The sequence below is a fragment of the Xanthomonas sp. NCPPB 2250 genome, from assembly GCF_056725265.1.
The window spans coordinates 4,609,182-4,628,693 of sequence record NZ_CM161520.1; the positions used below are offsets into that span (position 1 = coordinate 4,609,182).

Sequence of the window (19,512 nt, forward strand, 5' to 3'; positions counted from 1 at the left end):
ACAAAGTTGCTTGAGGATGGTGAATCGAACGAAGGGTTGCTTAGAACGCGTGAAACAGAAACGTCAGTGGCTGTCTTCCGCCAGGCTCAGGTACACGATGGACAGCATCATGAAAATGAACGCCTGCAGCGGAATCACCAGCAGGTGGAACAGCATCCAGCCGAAGCCGAACGCGCCGCCGGCCAGCGCACCGAGGATGCCGGCACCGCCCAGCACCCAGATCAGCAGGAACACGATCTCGCCGCCGAACATGTTGCCGAACAGTCGCATCGCCAGCGACACCGGCTTGCTCAGCCATTCGACGATATTGAGGATCAGGTTGAACGGCAGCATCCACTTGCCGAACGGCGCGGTGAGGAATTCCTTGGTCATCCCGCCCACGCCCTTGGAGCGCAGCGAGAAGAACAGCATCAGGAAGAACACGCTGATCGACATGCCCAGGGTTGCATTGACGTCGGCGGTCGGCACCGGCTTCCAGAAATGCACGCCAAGCAGTTCCAGCGGCTTGGCGATGAAGTCCGCCGGGACCATCTTGATGAGGTTCATCATCAGGATCCAGAAGAACAGGGTGATCGCGATCGGGGTCACCAGCTTGCTGGTGCCGTGGTAGGTGTCCTTGGCCTGGCGGTCGACGAACTCCAGCATGATTTCCACGAACGCCTGCCACTTGCCGGGCACGCCCGCGGTGGCCTTGCGCGTGGCCAGCCAGAAACCGAACACCATCAACAGGCCCATCAGCAGCGACATCACCAGGGTGTCGACATGCAATTGCCAGAACCCGCCTTCCTGCACCTGGAAGGTGAGGTTCTTGAGGTGGTGCTGGATGTAGGAGGTAGGGGTTAGTGCCTCGCCCGCCATGAGTCCTGAGCCTTTTCTTGATTCGATCAACGCCTGGCCAGAGCCAGAACCTGGAACATCAGCCCGACGGCGATACCCGCCAACAGGGCCAGAGGAGGCAACCGCCACCAGGCAAAGCCCAGCGCCAGCACCGCGAACACCAACACCCACTTCAGCACCATGGCCACGATCAACCGCGCCAGCGCCGAACCTGCCGCCTGCACGCCGCCATTGAGCGCGGTGCGTGCTGCCAGCCATCCCCCTGCCACGGTCGCCAGCCCGGTTGCGGCGGCGCCCATCGCGTATTTCGGTCCCAGCAGCAGGAACAGCAGGGACACCACGGCCACCGCCACCAGCGGGTAAATCGCTGCGCGCAGCATCAGCCGCCGACCCGCATCAACGGAGTTCAGCACAGAAAATCCTGCAATTGGTGGTGGATTGAGGACGTCTTCGCGTCCGTCGAGCCGCGGAATTATAGCAATGGGACAATTTGCGAGACAACCGCCAGGGGTCCTGACCGCGTCCGAATGCCCATCCGCCCGTAGACGATAACACGGCCACCGCCCGCCGCCGGCGCCGAATGCGGCGTTGCAGCACGCCTTGGCGGAGGAACTTTCTGTCCACTGCGCTGTCTGATCGGACAGGGACTGCGCCCATCCTCGTCGGCCCACAGCGCAGACCCACCGAGCCCCGGTCCTCCCGGGGCTCTTTTCGTTGCGCGTTCTGGGACGGGCGTGGCGGCCCGGGCCACCATACTTTCACGAATGGTGGACGCAAATTTAAGGATAGTGACGGCACGCGGTGGCCCTGCCACCGACGCCCCATCCAAAAAAATCCCAAGACGACGGAGCTTGTCCCCCATGAAACACTTGCTTGCCCTGGCACTGCCGTGCGCGCTCGCCGCCGCTTATGCGCTGCCCGCCCACGCCGAAGACGGCGACGACCGCTTCACCCTGCGCGTCGGCGCGATGAACGTGGACAACGACAACACCCTGCGCGGCAACGCCGTGATCAACGGCAACGCCATTTCCGGCTCGCAGGACTTCAATTTCGGCGGCAAGGAATGGGAGCCGCGCGTGGACGGCGTGTTCCGCCTCAGCACCCGCCAGCGCCTGATCTTCGACTACTTCAAGTTCGACAAGGACCGCCGCGAAGAGCTGGGCCAGGACGTCAGCCTGGGCGGCGTGACCGTGCCGTCGGGCAGCTTCGTCAAGGGCGAGCTGAAGTACCAGGTGGCCAGCCTGGTGTACGACTACTCGGTGATCGACAACCCGCAGTTCAGCATGGGCCTGCAGATCGGTGCCGAGTGGGCCAAGGTGCAGTCCAATGCCTACGCCGACCTGGGCCCGGTCTACACCGGCACGTTCCTGGACGAGAGCGAGGACGGCGCCGCGCCGGTGGTCGGCGTGCGCTTCACCGCGCATCCGAGCGAGCACTGGCTGTTCAACATCCAGGGTCAGTACCTCAACACCAAGTGGGGCGACTTCGGCGACTACGATGGCGACCTGAGCCGCGCCAACGCCATCGTCGAGTACCGCTTCACCCGCAACTTCGGCATCTTCGCCGGCTACGACTGGTTCAAGCTGGACGTGGACCGCAAGCGCGACAACGCCAGCGTCGGCCTGAAGCAGGAGTTCAAGGGCCCGGTCGCGGGCGTGACCTTCGCGTTCTGATTGTTTTGGGACCCGGGACCCGGGACCCGGGACCCGCGAGGAGCGTCATGCAGAACCCCGCAGCGATGCGGGGTTCTGTCGTTTAACGGCGGGTATCTTGCAGACGGCCGACGCGGCGGCAGTCACATGGCCGCAGCCAACACACGCTCAGGGTGGCTTGGTCGCTCCCGCCACCAGCAGATGCTGGTGCGTCGTGCAGTAGCACTCGTCGTACCAGCCGTAGTGCGGATCGGTGCAGATCGCATGCTGCACCGTCGCCGGCAGCGCCGCCATGTCGCTGCGCAAGTCGCGCTTCAGCGACACGAAGACCGAGCCCGGATGCGGCCAGTCGGTCCGGCGCGGCGGCTCGGCGATGCGGTTGCCGCTGGCCAGTTCGCGCTGCAGCAGCGCCTGCAGTTCGGGACATAGGGTGCCCTGCCCCACGGCGACCTCCATGCATGGATTCACCACGGCCGCGACCGCGCCGCACGCAGCGGCACGGTCGCGCCGGGCGGCGTCACTTCTTCTTGGGGATGTACAGGTCGGTGATGGTGCCGTCGTAGACCTCGGCGCTCATGCCGACCGACTCGCTCAGGGTCGGATGCGCGTGGATGGTGTGGCCGATGTCCTCGGCCTCCGCGCCCATCTCGATCGCCAGGCCGATCTCGGCCAGCAGGTCGCCGGCATGCACGCCGACGATCGCGCCGCCGATGATGCGGTGCGTCTCCTCGTCGAAGATCAGCTTGGTGAAGCCCTCGGTGCGGCCGATGCCGATGGCGCGGCCGCTGGCCGCCCACGGGAACTTGGCCACGCCGACCTTCAGCCCCTTGGCCTTGGCCTCGGTCTCGGTGACGCCGACCCAGGCGATCTCCGGGTTGGTGTAGGCCACCGACGGGATCACCCGCGCCACCCACTCCTTCTTCTCGCCGGCGGCCACTTCCGCGGCCAGCTTGCCCTCGTGGGTGGCCTTGTGCGCCAGCATCGGGTTACCGACGATGTCGCCGATGGCGAAGATGTGCGGCACGTTGGTGCGCATCTGCCGGTCGACCGGAATGAAGCCGCGCTCGGTGACGTTGATGCCGGCCTTGTCGGCGCCGATCTTCTTGCCGTTGGGCGCGCGGCCCACCGCGACCAGCACGCGGTCGTAGGTGGTGGCGGCCAGCGCCGGCGTCTCGCCCGCGGTGGCGGCCTCGAAGGTCACGGTGATGCCCTTCTTGTCGGCCTTGACCTCGGCCGCCTTGGTCTTGAGATGGACCTCCACGCCCTGCTTCTTCAAGCGGTCGGCCAGCGGCTTGACCAGGTCCTTGTCGGCGCCGGGCATCAGCTGGTCCATGAACTCGACCACGGTGACCTTGCTGCCCAGCGCGCTGTACACGGTGGCCATTTCCAGGCCGATGATGCCGCCGCCGACCACCAGCAGGGTCTTGGGGATCTCCTGCAGTTCCAGCGCGTCGGTGGAGTCCATCACCCGCTTGTCGTCCCACGGGAAATTCGGCAGCTTCACCGCCTGCGAGCCGGCGGCGACGATGCAGTGCTCGAAACGCAGCAACTGGGTCTTGCCGTCCGCGCCGACGATCTCCAGCTCGTTGGCCGAGACGAAGCTGGCCACGCCGGTGACGGTGCGCACCTTGCGCTGCTTGGCCATGCTGGCGAGGCCACCGGTGAGCTTGCCGACCACCTTTTCCTTGTACTCGCGCAGCTTGTCCAGGGTGATCTTCGGCTTGCCGAAGTCCACGCCGAAATCGCCGGCATGGGCGACTTCGTCGATCACCGCGGCCGCATGCAGCAGCGCCTTGGACGGAATGCAGCCGACGTTGAGGCAGACGCCGCCGAGGCTGGCGTAGCGCTCGATCAGCACCGTGTCCAGGCCCAGGTCGGCGGCACGGAATGCGGCGGTGTAGCCGCCGGGACCGGCGCCGAGCACCACCATCTTGCATTCGATGTCGGCGGGCTTGCCGCTGGACAGCGCCGGCTTGGGCGCCGGCGGCTCGGCCGGCGCGCGGTGCGACGGCGCCACCGGCGGCTTGCTGGCCGGTACCTCGACCGGGGCCGCGGCAGGCGCGGCTGCGGCGCCGTCGGCGGTCTCCAGCAGCGCGATCACCGCGCCCTCGGACAGGGTGTCGCCGAGCTTGACCTTCAGCTCCTTGATCACGCCGGCGGCCGCGGACGGCACTTCCAGCGTGGCCTTGTCCGACTCCAGCGTCACCAGGCCCTGGTCCTTCTTCACCGTGTCGCCGACGGCGACCAGCACCTCGATGACCGGAACGTCGCTGTAGTCGCCGATATCCGGGACCTTGACCTCAATGACCGCCATGCAGCTTCTCCTGTGGCCCATCGCCGCGGCGGTGGGCGTTTGCAGTTCGTCGGCGCGACCGCGCAGACAGGCGGCGCGCGCAGGTGGGGGAAAACCGGCACCGCGACGGACGCGGCGCCGTGACGACAGGGCTTACAGCAGCACGCGGCGCATGTCCGCCAGCACCTGGCTCAGGTAGGTGGTGAAGCGCGCGGCGGCGGCGCCGTCGATGACGCGGTGGTCGTAGCTCAGCGACAGCGGCAGCAGCAGCTTGGGCGCGAATTCCTTGCCGTTCCAGACCGGCTGGATCGAGGACTTGGACACGCCCAGGATCGCCACTTCCGGCGCATTGACGATCGGGGTGAAGGCGGTGCCGCCGATGCCGCCGAGCGAGCTGATCGAGAAGCAGCCGCCGCTCATGTCGGCCGGGCCCAGCTTGCCGTCGCGCGCCTTCTTGGCCAGCTCGCCGCTCTCGCGCGCCAGCTCCACCACGCCTTTCTTGTCCACGTCGCGGATCACCGGCACCACCAGCCCGTTCGGGGTGTCGGCGGCGAAGCCGATGTGGAAGTACTTCTTCAGGGTCAGGTTCTCGCCGCTGGCATCGAGCGAGGCGTTGAACTCGGGGAACTGCTTCAGCGCCGCGGCGCTGGCCTTGAGCAGGAAGGCGAGCATGGTCAGCTTGATGCCGGCCTTCTCGTTCTCCTTGTTCAGCGCCACGCGCAGGGCTTCCAGGTCGGTGATGTCGGCCTGCTCGAACTGGGTGACGTGCGGGATCATCGCCCAGTTGCGCGCCAGGTTGGCACCGGAAATCTTCTTGATGCGCGACAGCGGCTTGACCTCGACCTCGCCGAACTTGGCGAAGTCCACCTTCGGCCACGGCAGCAGGTTCAGGCCATTGCCGCCCGCGGCGGGCGCGGCACCGGCGGCCGCCGGCGCGGCGCCGGACAGCGCCGCCTTGACGTAGCGCTGCACGTCGTCCTTGCTGATGCGGCCACCCTGCTCCGAGCCGCTGACCTGGAACAGGTCCACGCCGAGTTCGCGGGCGAACACGCGTACCGCCGGGCTCGCATAGGGCACCTTCTGCGGCAGCACGCTGTCGGCGTCGAACGCCACCGGCGGGCTGCTCTGGGTGGCGGACGGCGCGGCGGCCTTGGCCGGCGCCGTGGCCTGGACCTGGGCGATCTCGCGCTGGGCCAGCTTGTCCGGCGCGGACGAGGCCGGCACCGGCTCCACGCCGCCGCCGGTCTCGGCGCTGGGCTGCACCACGGACGCGGCCGGCGCGTCGGCATCGCTGCCGGCCACTTCGATCAGCGCCACCACCTTGCCCTCGGACAGGCTGTCGCCGACCTTGACCTTGAGTTCCTTGACCACGCCGGCCACCGACGAGGGCACTTCCATCGTCGCCTTGTCCGACTCCAGGGTGACCAGGCCCTGGTCCTTCTTGACCGTGTCGCCGACCGCGACCAGCACCTCGATCACCGGCACGTCGCTGTAGTCGCCGATGTCCGGCACCCGCGCCTCGACCACGCCGGTCGCCGCAGCCGCGGCGGGCGCCGGCTTGACCGCGTTCTGCGCGGGCGCGGCGGCCGGAGCGGCGGCCTGCTGGGCCGGCGCAGGCGTGGCCTTGGCGGCCGCAGGCGCGGCGGGTGCGGCACTGGCGCCGCCCTCGGCCACTTCGATCAGCGCCACCACCTTGCCCTCGGACAGGTTGTCGCCGACCTTGATCTTGATCTCCTTGACCACGCCGGCGAACGGCGACGGCACTTCCATCGTCGCCTTGTCCGATTCCAGGGTGACCAGGCTCTGGTCCTTCTTCACCGTGTCGCCGACGGCCACCAGCACTTCGATTACCGGGACGTCGCTGTAGTCACCGATATCGGGGACAAGTGCTTCCTTGATTTCGGCCATGCGGGGAACTCCGGCAACTAATGAGGGGGAAACCCCTATTGTGGCGGCCCGCAGCCGCAGCGCCAACCTTTGGCGGGCAAAAAAGCCCGATCGCCTGCGTGGGCCGCCGCTGCCGGCGGACAGTACGCCGGCGCATGTTGCGCGGCCGCCATCGGTGCGCCGCCTTCACGGGGCCACGGCTAGGCTCGCCGCAGATTTCCGGAGGGCGGGCATGCGGATCCTGGTGCTGTTGATGGCGTTGGCGATGCCGCTGGTCGCCTGGTTCTCGCAACGTAGCGCGTTCGGCCCGACCAACGGCGCCATCTCCGACCGCTACCCGACCCTGATCGTCGCCGCCGGCTACGCCTTCGCGATCTGGGGTGTGATCTTCCTGCTCGACCTGGCCTTCGGCCTGTGGCAATCCAGCGCGCGGCGCCGTCGCGTCAGCGCGCTGGCGCAGGTGCGGGCGCCGGCGGCGCTGGGCTTCGCGCTGACGGCGGCGTGGATGCCGGTGTTCTCGCAGCAGCACTTTCTGTTGGCGCTGGCGGTGATCTGGACCGCGCTGGCGGCGATGCTGCTGGCCGCGCTGCGACTGTCGCGCGACCCTGCCCCCGAATCCGGCCAGACCCTGTGGGCCTGGCTGCCGCTGTCGCTGCACGCCGGCTGGCTGTCGCTGGCGGCATTCCTGAACACCGCGCAGGTGATCGTGGCCTACCGCTGGCTCTCGACCGAGCGGATGCTGCCGTGGAGCCTGGTGCTGTTCGCGCTGGCGGCGATGCTGCTGCTGGGCATGAACCGGGCCATGCGCGGCAACCTCGCCTACGCGGCGGCGGCGCTGTGGGCGCTGGCCGCGGTCTACGTCAAACAGGCCGCCAGCACGCTGGCCGGTGCGCAGACCGCGGCATGGGTAGCGCTGTCGCTGGCCGTCGTGCTGACGCTGCAGACCCTGTGGCTGCGCCTGCGTGCGCGGCGCTGATCGAGCGGCGCAACGTCGACCTGTTGTCGCCTTATCGCCACGCAGCGCGCTCTCGTAGGAGCGGCTTCAGCCGCGACAGCGTTGTCGGGACAGCCGCGTCGCGGCTGAAGCCGCTCCTACGCGCATGTGCCGCCTGCGGGATTAAAGGCGCCGTTCAATCGCCGGCCGTTGGCGCACGCAGCCACTGCTGCAGCGGCGACCACGCCTGCAGCAGCCGCGGCCAGGCGAACGCGGCATTGGCCGGGCTGCTGGACGGCAGCGCCAGCAGCACCAGCGGCGGATCGCGCAGCGGCAGTCGCGGCTGCACGAAGCGTGCGAACGCCTGCGCCGCCGCCGCGCCATTGCAGGCGATGGCGCGCAGCTGCGGCAACTGCGCGATGCGCTCGGGCAAGGCGTTGGGGATTTCGCTGCCGCGCACGATCGCCGCGTCCAGGCTGCCGCGGCGTCGGCACTGGCCGATCACATCCCACAGGCCCACGCCGGCCGCGTGCAGCGCCTGCATGCGCGCTTCGGCGTCCAGTGCCGCATCGACGCCGCAGAGCGCGGCCATCAGCGGCCAGAACCGATTGCGTGGATGCGCGTAGTAACGCGCCTGCTGCAACGATGCCGCACCGGGCATGGAGCCGAGCACAAGCACGCGGCAATCGTCGCGAATCTGCGCGGGCAGGCCCTGCAACAGCGGCTGCGTCGTCACGTCGCGCGCACCTGGATGAACAGCCAAAAGTCTTAAAACCTCGTTATTTCAAGCATCGGGCGCAAGTGCCTGAACATCGCCTGCATTCGTCCGGCGAGGGTCGGCGACGATTCATCTTCTCATCGATACGGTGTGCGCGCCCACTCCCGTGGCCCCACAAGAAAAAGATGAGGAGATACCCCATGCGGTCCATTCAGATCCTGAGCCTGGCTGTCGTGTCCGCCCTTGCGTTTGCGCCCGCCGCATTCGCACAGGATGCCGATACCGCTTCCGGCAAGCACTTCTCCGTCGTCGGCAGCGCGACCCTGCTCGACCCGCATTCCAAGCCGGCGGCCGGCCTCGACGTCGATGGCGGCCCGGCGCCGACCATCAGCGCCAGCTGGCTGATCGACGACAACTGGGCGGTCGAACTGTGGGGCGCTGCCGACAAGTTCAACCACCGCGTCAAGGCCGACGGCATCGGCAAGGTCGGTACCGTCGAGCAGCAGCCGATCGCGCTGAGCGGCCAGTACCACTTCGGCCAGGCGGACAACGTGTTCCGTCCGTTCGTCGGCGTCGGTTACTACGAGTCCAACTTCAGCAACGAGAAGCTGGCTGGCCTGAACCCGGACCAGCACATCAGCCTGGACACCGCCAAGGGCGCCATCGGCACCGTCGGCGTGGACATGAACATCAACTCCACCTGGTTCGCCCGTGCCGATGCGCGCTACATGCACTCGCGTCCGGAGCTGAAGGTGGCCGGCGAAGGCACCGGCGAAGACCTGAAGCTGGATCCGTGGCTGTTCAGCTTCGGCGTCGGCGCGCGCTTCTAAGCGTTCCGTCTCCAGCGTTTGCGCAAACGGGCCCGCAAGGGCCCGTTTGTTTTTGTACGTGCGCTGGATCGCGCGCGCGACCAGCGGAGACCGCATTGCGCGTGCACGCGTGCGCGCCCGCCTTCAGCGCGGCGAGCGATCGAATCCGCGGTAGCGGTCGAAACGGCGCAGGCGCCGCCGCAGCAGCCAGGCGTAGGCGCAGGCATAGCCGAGCAGCATGGCCGCGGCGGCCAGCAGACTGGCATGGCTCATCCAGCCCTCGGTCGGCCACGCCGCACCATCGACCAGACTGCGCCAGCCCTGCCACAGCCCGGCACCGATGCGTACCGCCACCAGCGCGGTCAGGCCCAAGACCAACCACAGGTTCGGTGTGTAGTGCAGCCCATGCGGCAACGGCTCGAAGCGGGTGGCGACGATGCCGAGCGCGCCCAGCAGCACGCCGATGCCCCAGCCGGCCAGCGCATGCGTGGCCGCACCGGGCCACCAGCGCGCGGCGATCAGGGCGAAGACCAACAACACCACGCTGGACAGCAGCGCCGACCACAGCTGCACCGCGACCAGCCAACCGCGCGCCTGACGCCGCGCCGTGCCCACGCGGAACCGCTGCAGCAGCGACAGCGGCAACAGCACCGCGGTCACCGCCAGCGCGATCACGATCGCCAGCGGAATGGCCAGCAGCAGCGGCATGCGCGTGGCCCGATCAGAACGCCGGCAGTACCGCACCCTGGTACTTGCGCTGGATGAAGGCCTTCACTTCCGGGCTGGTCAGCGCCTTGGCCAGCTTCTGCACGCGCGGGTCGTCCTTGTTGTCGCGACGCGCGACCAGGAAGTTCACGTACGGCGAATCCTTGCTTTCGATCGCCAGCGCGTCGCGGGTCGGGTTGAGGCCGGCGTCGAGCGCGTAGTTGGTGTTGATCAGCGCCAGGTCGACCTGGTCCAGCACCCGCGGCAGCATCGCCGAGTCCAGCTCGCGGAACTTCAGCTGCTTGGGATTGGCGACGATGTCGCGCTGGGTGGACAGCGCATTGCTCGGGTCCTTGAGCTTGATGACCCCGGCCTTGTCCAGCAGGATCAGCGCACGGCTGTTGTTGCTGGGATCGTTGGGGATCACCACGTCGGCGCCCTGCGGCAGCGCGTCCAGCGACTTGTAGCGGCGCGAGTAGGCGCCGAACGGCTCGATGTGCACGCCGACCACGGTCACCAGATCGCTCTTGCGGTCGCGGTTGTAGGCCTGCAGGTAGGGCTCGGTCTGGAAGTAGTTCACGTCGATCTGCTTCTGCACCACCTGGTCGTTGGGCTGCACGTAGTCGTTGAACACGCGCACGTCCAGGGTCACGCCCTGCTGCTCCAGCATCGGCTTGACCACCTCCAGGATCTCGGCGTGCGGCACCGCAGTGGCGGCGACGCTGAGATGGTCGCTGGCGGCGCCGGCATCGGGCTTGCCGCAGCCGCCGAGGGCGAGCACGGCGCTGGCGAGCAGGAGGCGGAACGGGAATCGGGTCATGGCAGGTATCCGGGGAAACGGGGGGAGTGGAGGAGCGCGACCCGCGGCCGCGATGCGTGCACGCTAGCAGACGGCCGTGCAGGCGGGGCGATCCATGCGCGCAGGAGCGGCTTGAGCCGCGACCGCTCCACCGGTGGGGGCGCGCGCTGAAGCCGTTGCTACCGCGGCACGCAGGACATCAACGTCGGCTGTAGTGCGCGACCATGCGGTCGCCGAGCATCTGCAGCGCCTGCACCAGCAACAGCAGGATCACCACGGTCACCAGGGCCACGTCGGCATGCGAGCGCTGGTAGCCGTCGCGGTAGGCCAGGTCGCCGAGGCCGCCGGAGCCGATGGCGCCGCCCATGGCGGTGAAGCCGATCAGGGCGATGGTGGTCACCGTGGCGCCGGCGATCAGGCCCGGCCGCGCTTCCGGCAGCAGTACCCGCGTCACCAGTTGCCAGGTGGTCGCGCCCATCGCCAGGCTGGCCTCGACCACGCCGCGGTCCACTTCGCGCAGTGCGGTCTCCACCAGCCGCGCGTAGAACGGCGCCGCGCCCACCACCAGCGGCAGGATCGCGCCGCGCACGCCCAGCGAAGTGCCCATCGCCCACAGCGTCAGCGGGATCATCGCGATCATCAGGATGATGAAGGGCACCGAGCGCAGCACGTTGATCACCAGCGCCAGGCCGCCGTACAGCAGCGGCTTCTGGTGGGTCTGGCGCGGGCCGGTGAGGAACAGCAGCACGCCCAGCGGCAGGCCGATCAGCAGGGTCAGCGGCAGCGAACCGCCGAGCATCAGCAGCGTGTCGACGGTGGCCCGTCCGATCTCGCTCCACTTGCCGGCATCGAGATTGCGGAAGAAGCCGGCGGCGGCGGTGGCGATCGGACTCATCGGCGCAGCTCCTGCACATGCACGCCGGCGGCGACGAAGGCGGCCTGCGCCGCATCCATGTCGCCGCCGACCAGGGCCACGGTGAGTTGGCCGTAAGGGGTGTCCTTGATCCGGTCGATGCGCCCGGACAGGATGTTGTAGTCCACCGCGGTGGCGCGGGCGATGCGCCCGAGCAGCGGCGCGTAGGTGTCGGTGCCGAGGAAGGTCAGACGCAGGATGCGCCCGTCCACCGCGGTGAAATCGCGGTACAGCTCGGCCTCGTCGACGTGCTCGGCCTCGGAGACGAAGCGCTTGGTGGTCGGATGCTGCGGATGCAGGAACACCTCGGTGACCGGCCCGCTCTCGACCAGATGCCCGGCATCGAGCACCGCCACGCGGTCGCAGACGCGGCGGATCACTTCCATCTCGTGGGTGATCAGCACAATGGTCAGGCCCAGCTCGCGGTTGATCTGCGCCAGCAGCGCCAGCACCGAGGCGGTGGTCTGCGGGTCCAGCGCGCTGGTGGCCTCGTCGCACAGCAGGATCCGCGGGCGCGTGGCCAGGGCGCGGGCGATGCCGACGCGCTGCTTCTGCCCGCCCGACAGCTGCGCCGGGTACTTGCCCGCATGCGCGGCCAGCCCCACACGTTCCAGCAGCTCGGCCACCCGTGCATCGATCTCCGCGCGCGGCGTGCCGGCCAGTTCCAGCGGGAATGCGACGTTGCCGGCGACCGTGCGCGAGGACAACAGGTTGAAGTGCTGGAAGATCATGCCCACGCGCTGGCGCAGCGTGCGCAGCCCGGCGCGATCCAGCGCGGTGACGTCTTCGCCGTCGATGATCAGGCGCCCGCCGCTGGGCTCTTCGAGCCGGTTGATCAGCCGGATCAGGGTCGACTTGCCGGCGCCGGAATGGCCGATGATGCCGAACACCTCGCCGGCCTCGATGCGCAGGTCGAGCGGATGCAGCGCCACGACCGGCTGGCCGGCGACGGAATAGGACTTGTGCAGGCGCTCGAACTGGATCAACGCGCGGGACCGGCAGCGACGGGGGGCGCAAAGCCTAGCAGGCCAGGATGGCGTGCGTTATTCCATTCGATTCTAACGTCGGCGCGCATCGCGGGGCCGGCTAGGGCCGCGCCTGCGGCGGCGGATGCGCCACCGCGCGGATCCGCTCGCGGTGAAGCAGGTACAGGCCGCTGGCGACGATGATCGCCCCGCCCACCCAGGTCCAGGCGTCGGGCAGCTTGCGCCACAGCAGCCAGTCCCAGGGGATCACCCACAACAGGCCGCTGTACTCCAGCGGCGCGACCAGCGAGGCGTCGCCACGACGGAACGCCTGGGTCAGCGCCACCTGGCCCAGCGCCCCGGCCAGGCCCATGCCGGCGATCCAGCCGGTGTCGGCCGGGCGCAGCGGGGTCCAGTCCGGGAGCGCCAACGCGCCGGCGCCCAGCGCCATGATCAGCAGGAACCACACCACCAGCGACTGCGACGTATCGGTGCGCGCCAGCAGGCTGACCAGCACCGAGGCGACCGCGTAGGCGATGGCCGCCAGCAGCACCATCAGCCCCGGCAGCGAGACGAAGCCGTCCATGCCGGGGCGCAGCACCACCAGCACGCCGACCAGGCCGACGCCGATCGCCGCCCAGCGCCGCGGCCCCACGTATTCGCCGAGCAGCGGCACCGACAGCGCCGCCACCAGCAGCGGCGCGACGAAGTAGATGGTGTAGGCGGTGGACAGCGGCAGGCTGCGCAAGGCCCAGGCGAAGCAGCCGATCATGGCGATGCCGAGCACGCCGCGCAGCAGGTGCAAGCCCCAGCGCACCGGCCAGATCGCGCGCGGCCCGGCGCTGGCCAGCACCCACACCAGCACGAACGGCAGCGAGGCCCCACCGCGCAACGCCGCGACCTGCAGCGCCGGATAGTGCGTGCTGAGCTGCTTCATGGACGCATCCATCAGCGAAAAGAACGCGACCGCGGCGATCATCCACGCAGCGGCGGCAGCATTGGAACGGGAGTTGGGCATCGGCGCATTATCGCCGCGATCGGTGGTGTGCGTGGTACCGAAGGCCATCGCGTCGGACTGAAGTCCCTCCCTCATGGCTCCAGCCCCGGCTGCAGCGGCTGACACAGCCTTCTGTGAGAGCGGCTTCAAGACATCGCCTGATCACCTGCTTTTCTCCGCGCATAGCGCTGTCTCGCAGGAGCAGCTCTTGTCCCCTTTTGCGGGATTAGCCGCGACAGGGCCTTCCTGTAACAGCAGTCGCGGCTAAAGCCGCTCCTACGACGGCGCCTGACGTGTCGGCGCAGGGCACTTCTGCGAATCCCCAATCCCGAATCTCCGCCCCATGCACGACCCGCACGTCTTACGATAGGCATCTTTACCGAGGACTTGCCCATGCCTTCCTTCGATATCGTGTCCGAAGTCGACAAGCACGAACTGACCAATGCCGTCGACCAGGCCAACCGCGAGCTGTCGACGCGCTTCGACTTCAAGGGCGTCGACGCCAAGTTCGAGCTGGACGACCAGGTCATCACCCAGTCCGCGCCCAGCGATTTCCAGGTCAAGCAGATGACCGACATCCTGCGCGCGCGCCTGCTGGCCCGCGGCATCGATGTGCGCTGCCTGGAGTTCGGCGACGTGGAGACCAACCTCGCCGGCGCGCGGCAGAAGATCACGGTCAAGCAGGGCATCGAGCAGAAGCTGGGCAAGAAGATCGTGGCCACGCTCAAGGAAGCCAAGCTCAAGGTGGAGGCGCAGATCAACGGCGACAAGCTGCGGGTCAGCGGCAAGAAGCGCGACGACCTGCAGGACGCGATCGCGCTGCTGAAGAAGAACGATTTCGAGCTGCCGCTGCAGTTCGACAATTTCCGCGACTGAGGCCGCCGCGCCGCAGGGTTATAGGCGGTGCGCAGGCTGGACGATCGCCACGGCCGCCGCCGTGGCGACTGCGGCCCTCAGCCGGCGATCCGCAGGATCGGCTTGAGGGTGACGCCGCTGTGGCTGTCGGCCGCCGCTTCGTTGATCTGCGCCAATGGGTAGAACTTCACCAGCTTGTCGAACGGGAACCGGCCCTGCTGGTAGAGCGTCACCAATTGCGGAATGAACACCTGCGGCACACTGTCGCCCTCGACAATGCCGCGGATGCTGCGTCCGCCCAGCAGCAGGTTGTTGACGTCGAACTCGGCCTTGGTGCCGAGCTTGGGCGCGCCGACCACGCCGATCGTGCCGAGCCCGCCCAGCGCCTCGATGCCTAGCGCCAGCACCTGCGGGCGCCCGGTGGATTCGAGCGCGAAATCGGCGCCGCCGCCGGTGATCGCGCGCACCGCCTCGACCAGGTCGCCCTCGCGGCTGTCGATCGTGTGCGTGGCGCCGAGTTCCTTAGCCAGTTCCAGCCGCGACGGCACCACGTCCACGGCGACGATGCAGGTGGCGCCGGCCACCCGCGCCGCCATCACCGCGCTGAGCCCGACCGCGCCGGCACCGAACGCCACGAAGCTGCTGCCGGGACGCACCTTCAGGGCGTTGATCACTGCGCCGGCGCCGGTCTGGATGCCGCAGCCGAGCGGGCCGAGCAGTTCCAGCGGCGCATCGGCCGGCACCTTGATCGCGTTGTTCTCGCGCGCCAGCGCATAGGTCGCAAACGAGGACTGGGCGAAGAAGTGGTCGTGCAGCGGCTGTCCCTGCAGGTCCTCGATGGCGGTGTGGCCATGCGCGTCGCCGCCGCCGAAATTGCGCGGATAGAACTCCTTGCAGTAGGCGCCATGGCCGCCGTCGCACGGGTCGCAGTGGCCGCAGGCGCCATAGGTCAGCACCACGTGGTCGCCGACCTGCAGCGCCTTGACGTTGGGGCCGAGCGCCTCGACCACGCCGGCGCCTTCGTGGCCGAGCACCGCCGGCAGCGGCACCGGATAGTACTGGTCGCGCACGATCAGGTCGGTATGGCACAGGCCGGTGGCCACCACCCGCACCAGCACCTCGTCGTCCTGCGGCGCGCGGATGCGCGCCTGCTCGATACTGAAAGGTTGTTGCGGCGCGCGCGCCACCGCCACGGTGATCTGGCGCATGTTGTCGGTTGTTGCGTTCATCGGACTGTCTCCTGGGATCAAAGCGGATAGGCGGGCGCTGCGCCCTTGACGGTCAGCCATTGCCATTGGGTGAATTCCTCCCAGTTGGCGGGGCCGCCGATGCTGCTGCCGTTGCCCGACGCGCCGACGCCGCCGAACGGATTGATGACCTCGTCGTTGACGGTCTGGTCGTTGATGTGCAGCAGGCCCGTGCGCAACTGCTCGCCCAGCGCCAGCGCGCGGCCCACATCGGCCGACAGCACCGCCATCGACAGGCCGTACTCGGTGTCGTTGGCCAGGGCCACGGCCTCGGCGTCGGTGTCGAACGGCACCACCACCGCGACCGGGGCGAAGATCTCCTCGCGGAACGCCGGGTTATCGGGCCCCACGTCGCTGAGCACGGTGGGCTCGAAGAAGAGGTCGCGGTAGCCGCCACCGGCGGCGACGGTGGCGCCGGCCTCGCGCGCGGCGGCGACCATCGCCGCGGCGTGGTCGCGCTGGGTCGCATTGATCAGGGGCCCGAGCGCGACCTGGCCGCTGGCCGGATCGCCGACGCTGAGGCTGTTGGCCTTGGCGACCAGCCGCTCCACGAACTGTGGGTAGAGCGCACGCTGCACCAGCACGCGGCCGGTGGACATGCAGATCTGGCCCTGGTGCAGGTAGACGCCCCAGGTGGTGTTGGCGATCGCCAGGTCCAGGTCGGCATCGTCGAGCACGATCAACGAATTCTTGCCGCCCAGCTCCAGCGACACCTTCTTCAGGTGTCGGCTGGCCGCCTCGCCGACCTTGCGCCCGGCCGCGGTGGAGCCGGTGAACTGGATCATCGCCACGTGCGGGTCGGCGGTCAGCGCCGCGCCGGCGGTACCGTCGCCGGGCAGCACGTGCAGCACGCCGGCCGGCAAGCCGGCCAGCTCGAACAGTCGCGCGATGACCACCCCGCCGCACACCGCGGTGCGCGGATCGGGCTTGAGCACCACCGCGTTGCCCAGGGCCAGCGCCGGCGCCACCGCGCGCATGGCCAGGTAAAGCGGGAAGTTGAAGGGCGCGATGACCCCGACCACGCCGAGCGGACGCCGCCGCGCCAGGCTCAGCCGCCCGGGCGTGGACGGCAGCACCTCGCCGGCGCTGCGCGACGGCAGCGCCGCCGCCTCGTGCAGCGCCGTCGCGCACAGGGTCGCCTCGAAGCCTGCCTTGCCCTGGGTGGACCCGCTCTCGCGCACGATCCAGCCGGCGATCTCCGGCAGGGACTGTTCGGCCAACTGGGCGGCCTTGCGCAGCACCTGGGCGCGCTGCGCATAGGGGGCCGCGGCCCAGGCGCGCTGTGCCTGCGCGGCGGCGGCCGCGGCCGCAGCGATCTGCGCCGGGCCGGCCAAGCCGATCCGCCCCAACACCCGACCGGTGGCCGGCTCGATCGCCTCGGCGCCGTCGGCCGCCGTCTGCCATTGGCCGTCGAACAAGGCTCCCTGCCAGAAATCGCCCTGCAATAATCCGTTGTCGCTCATCGCTGTTTCCTCTTGGTATCCATCGCCTGGAATCGGCGCGGCGCCCGCCGCGCCGACCGAATCGTCATGCCAGCCGCGCGCGCAAGAACGCGCCGGCCTGTTCAATCGCCTGCACTGCCGCCGGCAGTACGCCGGCCATCTCGACGAAGCCGTGCACCATGCCCGGCAGCTCGACGTACTCCACCTCCCCGCCGGCCGCGCGCAGGGCGTCGGCGTAGCGGCGGCCGTCGTCGCGCAGCACATCGCATGCACCGGCATAGATCAGTGCCGGCGGTAGACCGCATAGGTCCGATGCGCGCAGCGGCGAGAGCCGCGGATCGTGGGTGTCGAAGCCAGCCACGAACGCATTCGACAGTGCCTGCATCGCCGCCAGCGTCAGCGGCGGCACCGCGCCGTTCTCACGCCGTGACGGGAACTCACTCGCCGCTGGCGACAGGTCGGTGGACGGGTAGAACAGCACCTGCGCGCGCAGCGCCACATCGCCGCGGAGTTGCTGGCAGGCCACCGCCGCCAGGCTGCCGCCCGCGCTGTCCCCGGCCACCGCCAGGCGCTGCGCGTCCAGGCCCAGTTCGCCGGCATGCGCGGCCAGCCAGCGGATCGCCGCGACCACGTCCTGCGGACCGGCCGGCGCCGGATGTTCCGGCGCCAGGCGGTAGCCCACGCTGACCACCGTGCAGCCGGCCGCGAGCGCCAGCCGTCGGCAGACCTTGTCATGACTGTCCAGGCCACCAACGGTCCAGCCGCCGCCATGCAGGTAGACGATGGCCGCCTGCGCGACGGGCGCCGTCGCCGCCGGCAGGTACGAGCGCAGCGGGATCGGTCCGGCCGGGCCGTCGGCGACGAGGTCGCGGACCTGTGCCACCGGCAGCGCCTCGCCGCCCAGCAGCCCGCCGATCTGCTGGTAGGCCTGGCGCATCGCCGGAATCGGCAGCGTTTCCAGCGCCGGTGCGCCGCTGGCGGCCATGCCGGCGACTACCGCCAGCACGTCCGGCGCCAGCCGCGAAGGATCGAATGGGTCTACTTGCTGCATTGCATGGCTCCGCGATGGGGATTGGGGATGAATGCGTCTCCATGCCGACGGCGTGCCGGCCGGCATCGGACGGGAACGGCGGCGGCGCTGCGCATCACGGCGATCCGGCCGCCACGACCGCGTGCGCACCAGCGCTATCGCGCATCAGGCGCATCGCTTGCGCCGCCTCCGCGGCCAGGTCGTGTTGCCAGATCCAGTCGAAACGCGTGGCCAGCGTCCGCGCCAGGGCATCGCTGTCGGCGCCGACCCGGCCATCGCGCAGTTCGTACAGGGCGCCCGTCTCGCGCGAGGTGCGCTGCACGCGGCAGGCGCGCGGGCGCCGCACCTGGTCGTAGGCCTGGAGCAGCGCGGGCAGATCGGCGCGGCGCAGCGTCGGCGCGCCCAGCAGATGCGCCAGCAAATGCGCATCCTCCAGGCCCTGGCCCGCACCGGCGCCCTGGTGCGGCAACATCGCATGGGCGGCATCGCCGACCAGCGCGATGCGGCCGTGCGCGTACGCCGGTAGCTCCGGCAGATCGTGCAGCGCCCAGTGGGTTGGCGCGTCGATGCACTGCAGCAGCGTGCGCGCCGCGATGCCCCAGTCGGCGAACGCCTGCAGCATCTCGCGGCGGCTGGCCTCGCGCACCCATGCCTGGCCGGCCGGCCACGACGGCGCCGCGGCGGCACGCTCGGAAACGAACGCCACCACGTTGATCAGGCGCCCGTGCTTGACCGGAAAGGTCAGGATGTGGGCATCCGGGCCCAGGTACATCTGCGGCACGTCCGCCAGCCGGGTGTCTACGCCTTGCACAGCGAACGCCGCGCGCAGGCGCGCGCTGTCGATCAGGCCGCGGTAGGCACAGGTGCCGCTGAAGCGCGGCACGACCGCGGCGTGGCCCAGCGCCTGCAGCAACGGACCGCGCAAGCGGGACTTGATGCCGTCGGCGACGAGCAGCAGGTCGCCGCAGTAGCTGTCGCCGTCGGCGAAGCGGACCCGGACCGTGTCGGCGTCCTGCTCGACACACTCGGTACGCTTGCCGAAGCGGGCCAGTCCGGGAGGCAGGCGCGCGGCCAGCGCGTCGAGGAAATCGGCGCGATGCGCCGAGGACTGCCCCACCCCGGGCGCGCAGGTGACGCCGATCGGCCGCGCGTCCTCGCCATGGCGCCATTCGAACCAGACGTCCTGCCACGGCGGCGCGGTGCGGTCGGCGAGTTCGGCGTAGGTGGTCGCGATCCCCAGCCCGGCGAGCGCGCGCACCGCGTTGGGGCCGAACGAGATCCCCGCGCCGATCTCGCCGAAGGCCGGTGCCGCTTCGAACAATTGCACGTCGAGATGGCGATGCCGGCACAGGCCAAGGGCCAGGCCGACCCCGGCGATGCCGCCGCCGACGATGCCGATGCGCAAGGGAGAGGCAGTCGCGTGCATGGT

General features: G+C 69.4%; 20 protein-coding genes. 5 read left to right on the forward strand and 15 right to left on the reverse strand.

All coding sequences use genetic code 11. The features are described from left to right. Nucleotides 1–63: 63 nt before the first annotated feature. Nucleotides 64–858 (reverse strand): F0F1 ATP synthase subunit A, encoded by a 795-nt coding sequence (gene atpB / locus AC1PMG_RS18755; protein WP_481109842.1) that lies wholly within the window; start codon nt 856–858, stop codon nt 64–66. A gap of 26 nt (nt 859–884) precedes the next feature. Next, entirely contained in the window at nt 885–1,250 is a 366-nt protein-coding gene (locus AC1PMG_RS18760) for an ATP synthase subunit I (protein WP_026143249.1), read from the reverse strand. A 447-nt stretch (nt 1,251–1,697) separates the two neighbouring features. On the opposite strand from AC1PMG_RS18760, the gene AC1PMG_RS18765 reads away from it, so the two are divergent. Continuing rightward, nucleotides 1,698–2,510: a porin family protein gene (locus tag AC1PMG_RS18765; RefSeq protein ID WP_160962364.1), complete on the forward strand. Its 813-nt coding sequence runs from the start codon at nt 1,698–1,700 to the stop codon at nt 2,508–2,510. Between the two features lie 147 nt (nt 2,511–2,657). On the opposite strand, the gene AC1PMG_RS18770 is transcribed toward AC1PMG_RS18765, so the two are convergent. The 3 genes from AC1PMG_RS18770 to aceF all read right to left on the reverse strand — a co-directional run bounded on the left by AC1PMG_RS18770 (nt 2,658) and on the right by aceF (nt 6,690). Further along, nucleotides 2,658–2,945 (reverse strand): hypothetical protein, encoded by a 288-nt coding sequence (locus AC1PMG_RS18770; protein WP_481109843.1) that lies wholly within the window; start codon nt 2,943–2,945, stop codon nt 2,658–2,660. Nucleotides 2,946–3,006: 61 nt separating this feature from the next. Further along, entirely contained in the window at nt 3,007–4,803 is a 1,797-nt protein-coding gene (lpdA, locus tag AC1PMG_RS18775) for a dihydrolipoyl dehydrogenase (RefSeq protein WP_481109844.1), read from the reverse strand. A gap of 132 nt (nt 4,804–4,935) precedes the next feature. Further along, on the reverse strand, nt 4,936–6,690 hold the full coding sequence (aceF, locus tag AC1PMG_RS18780; RefSeq protein WP_481109845.1) for a dihydrolipoyllysine-residue acetyltransferase: 1,755 nt from the start codon (nt 6,688–6,690) through the stop codon (nt 4,936–4,938). Nucleotides 6,691–6,901: 211 nt separating this feature from the next. Here aceF and AC1PMG_RS18785 point away from each other — a divergent pair, with 211 nt between their 5' ends. Continuing rightward, nucleotides 6,902–7,645 carry a hypothetical protein gene (locus tag AC1PMG_RS18785; protein WP_481109846.1) on the forward strand — a complete coding sequence of 248 codons (744 nt, stop codon included), beginning with the start codon at nt 6,902–6,904 and terminating at the stop codon, nt 7,643–7,645. Nucleotides 7,646–7,799: 154 nt separating this feature from the next. Here the strand turns inward: AC1PMG_RS18785 and AC1PMG_RS18790 are convergent, their stop codons facing one another. Next, entirely contained in the window at nt 7,800–8,339 is a 540-nt protein-coding gene (locus AC1PMG_RS18790; RefSeq protein ID WP_481109847.1) for a DNA-deoxyinosine glycosylase, read from the reverse strand. Between the two features lie 182 nt (nt 8,340–8,521). Here AC1PMG_RS18790 and AC1PMG_RS18795 point away from each other — a divergent pair, with 182 nt between their 5' ends. Beyond that, a complete protein-coding gene (locus AC1PMG_RS18795; protein WP_017907486.1) occupies nt 8,522–9,151 on the forward strand; it encodes an OmpW/AlkL family protein in 630 nt (209 codons plus the stop codon). Between the two features lie 123 nt (nt 9,152–9,274). Here the strand turns inward: AC1PMG_RS18795 and AC1PMG_RS18800 are convergent, their stop codons facing one another. The 5 genes from AC1PMG_RS18800 to AC1PMG_RS18820 all read right to left on the reverse strand — a co-directional run bounded on the left by AC1PMG_RS18800 (nt 9,275) and on the right by AC1PMG_RS18820 (nt 13,491). After that, nucleotides 9,275–9,838: a DUF1453 domain-containing protein gene (locus tag AC1PMG_RS18800; RefSeq protein ID WP_481109848.1), complete on the reverse strand. Its 564-nt coding sequence runs from the start codon at nt 9,836–9,838 to the stop codon at nt 9,275–9,277. Between the two features lie 13 nt (nt 9,839–9,851). Next, a complete protein-coding gene (locus AC1PMG_RS18805) occupies nt 9,852–10,655 on the reverse strand; it encodes a MetQ/NlpA family ABC transporter substrate-binding protein (protein ID WP_481109849.1) in 804 nt (267 codons plus the stop codon). Between the two features lie 178 nt (nt 10,656–10,833). Further along, a complete protein-coding gene (locus AC1PMG_RS18810) occupies nt 10,834–11,529 on the reverse strand; it encodes a methionine ABC transporter permease (RefSeq protein WP_481109850.1) in 696 nt (231 codons plus the stop codon). Further along, a complete protein-coding gene (locus AC1PMG_RS18815; protein ID WP_048492334.1) occupies nt 11,526–12,533 on the reverse strand; it encodes a methionine ABC transporter ATP-binding protein in 1,008 nt (335 codons plus the stop codon). Before AC1PMG_RS18815 ends, AC1PMG_RS18810 begins: the two co-directional genes overlap by 4 nt. Before the next feature lie 100 nt (nt 12,534–12,633). Then, nucleotides 12,634–13,491, reverse strand: coding sequence for a DMT family transporter (locus AC1PMG_RS18820; protein ID WP_481111709.1), 858 nt, complete (start codon nt 13,489–13,491; stop codon nt 12,634–12,636). On the opposite strand from AC1PMG_RS18820, the gene AC1PMG_RS18825 reads away from it, so the two are divergent. Further along, entirely contained in the window at nt 13,448–13,591 is a 144-nt protein-coding gene (locus AC1PMG_RS18825; protein WP_481111736.1) for a hypothetical protein, read from the forward strand. The two genes, AC1PMG_RS18820 and AC1PMG_RS18825, sit on opposite strands and share 44 nt — an antisense overlap. Before the next feature lie 311 nt (nt 13,592–13,902). After that, nucleotides 13,903–14,385, forward strand: a complete 483-nt coding sequence (locus AC1PMG_RS18830; protein WP_481109851.1) for a YajQ family cyclic di-GMP-binding protein — start codon at nt 13,903–13,905, stop codon at nt 14,383–14,385. A gap of 77 nt (nt 14,386–14,462) precedes the next feature. Here AC1PMG_RS18830 and AC1PMG_RS18835 read toward each other — a convergent pair whose 3' ends face one another. The 4 genes from AC1PMG_RS18835 to salA all read right to left on the reverse strand — a co-directional run bounded on the left by AC1PMG_RS18835 (nt 14,463) and on the right by salA (nt 19,509). Next, on the reverse strand, nt 14,463–15,593 hold the full coding sequence (locus tag AC1PMG_RS18835) for an NAD(P)-dependent alcohol dehydrogenase (RefSeq protein ID WP_481109852.1): 1,131 nt from the start codon (nt 15,591–15,593) through the stop codon (nt 14,463–14,465). A gap of 17 nt (nt 15,594–15,610) precedes the next feature. Next, nucleotides 15,611–17,074 (reverse strand): benzaldehyde dehydrogenase, encoded by a 1,464-nt coding sequence (locus AC1PMG_RS18840; protein WP_481109853.1) that lies wholly within the window; start codon nt 17,072–17,074, stop codon nt 15,611–15,613. A gap of 64 nt (nt 17,075–17,138) precedes the next feature. After that, nucleotides 17,139–18,104 carry an alpha/beta hydrolase gene (locus tag AC1PMG_RS18845; RefSeq protein WP_481109854.1) on the reverse strand — a complete coding sequence of 322 codons (966 nt, stop codon included), beginning with the start codon at nt 18,102–18,104 and terminating at the stop codon, nt 17,139–17,141. Between the two features lie 94 nt (nt 18,105–18,198). Beyond that, nucleotides 18,199–19,509, reverse strand: a complete 1,311-nt coding sequence (gene salA / locus AC1PMG_RS18850) for a salicylate 1-monooxygenase (RefSeq protein ID WP_481109855.1) — start codon at nt 19,507–19,509, stop codon at nt 18,199–18,201. Between the last annotated feature and the right edge of the window lie 3 nt (nt 19,510–19,512).

Excerpts from the sequence above, each read along its gene's own strand:
- AC1PMG_RS18770 (WP_481109843.1), bottom strand. The coding sequence starts at position 2,945 with ATGGAGGTCGCCGTGGGGCAGGGCACCCTATGTCCCGAACTGCAGGCG.
- AC1PMG_RS18820 (WP_481111709.1), bottom strand. The coding sequence starts at position 13,491 with ATGATCGCCGCGGTCGCGTTCTTTTCGCTGATGGATGCGTCCATGAAG.
- AC1PMG_RS18800 (WP_481109848.1), bottom strand. The coding sequence starts at position 9,838 with ATGCCGCTGCTGCTGGCCATTCCGCTGGCGATCGTGATCGCGCTGGCG.
- AC1PMG_RS18825 (WP_481111736.1), top strand. The coding sequence starts at position 13,448 with ATGGACGCATCCATCAGCGAAAAGAACGCGACCGCGGCGATCATCCAC.
- AC1PMG_RS18835 (WP_481109852.1), bottom strand. The coding sequence starts at position 15,593 with ATGAACGCAACAACCGACAACATGCGCCAGATCACCGTGGCGGTGGCG.
- AC1PMG_RS18830 (WP_481109851.1), top strand. The coding sequence starts at position 13,903 with ATGCCTTCCTTCGATATCGTGTCCGAAGTCGACAAGCACGAACTGACC.
- atpB (WP_481109842.1), bottom strand. The coding sequence starts at position 858 with ATGGCGGGCGAGGCACTAACCCCTACCTCCTACATCCAGCACCACCTC.
- lpdA (WP_481109844.1), bottom strand. The coding sequence starts at position 4,803 with ATGGCGGTCATTGAGGTCAAGGTCCCGGATATCGGCGACTACAGCGAC.
- AC1PMG_RS18810 (WP_481109850.1), bottom strand. The coding sequence starts at position 11,529 with ATGAGTCCGATCGCCACCGCCGCCGCCGGCTTCTTCCGCAATCTCGAT.
- salA (WP_481109855.1), bottom strand. The coding sequence starts at position 19,509 with ATGCACGCGACTGCCTCTCCCTTGCGCATCGGCATCGTCGGCGGCGGC.
- aceF (WP_481109845.1), bottom strand. The coding sequence starts at position 6,690 with ATGGCCGAAATCAAGGAAGCACTTGTCCCCGATATCGGTGACTACAGC.
- AC1PMG_RS18785 (WP_481109846.1), top strand. The coding sequence starts at position 6,902 with ATGCGGATCCTGGTGCTGTTGATGGCGTTGGCGATGCCGCTGGTCGCC.
- AC1PMG_RS18765 (WP_160962364.1), top strand. The coding sequence starts at position 1,698 with ATGAAACACTTGCTTGCCCTGGCACTGCCGTGCGCGCTCGCCGCCGCT.
- AC1PMG_RS18840 (WP_481109853.1), bottom strand. The coding sequence starts at position 17,074 with ATGAGCGACAACGGATTATTGCAGGGCGATTTCTGGCAGGGAGCCTTG.
- AC1PMG_RS18845 (WP_481109854.1), bottom strand. The coding sequence starts at position 18,104 with ATGCAGCAAGTAGACCCATTCGATCCTTCGCGGCTGGCGCCGGACGTG.
- AC1PMG_RS18795 (WP_017907486.1), top strand. The coding sequence starts at position 8,522 with ATGCGGTCCATTCAGATCCTGAGCCTGGCTGTCGTGTCCGCCCTTGCG.
- AC1PMG_RS18805 (WP_481109849.1), bottom strand. The coding sequence starts at position 10,655 with ATGACCCGATTCCCGTTCCGCCTCCTGCTCGCCAGCGCCGTGCTCGCC.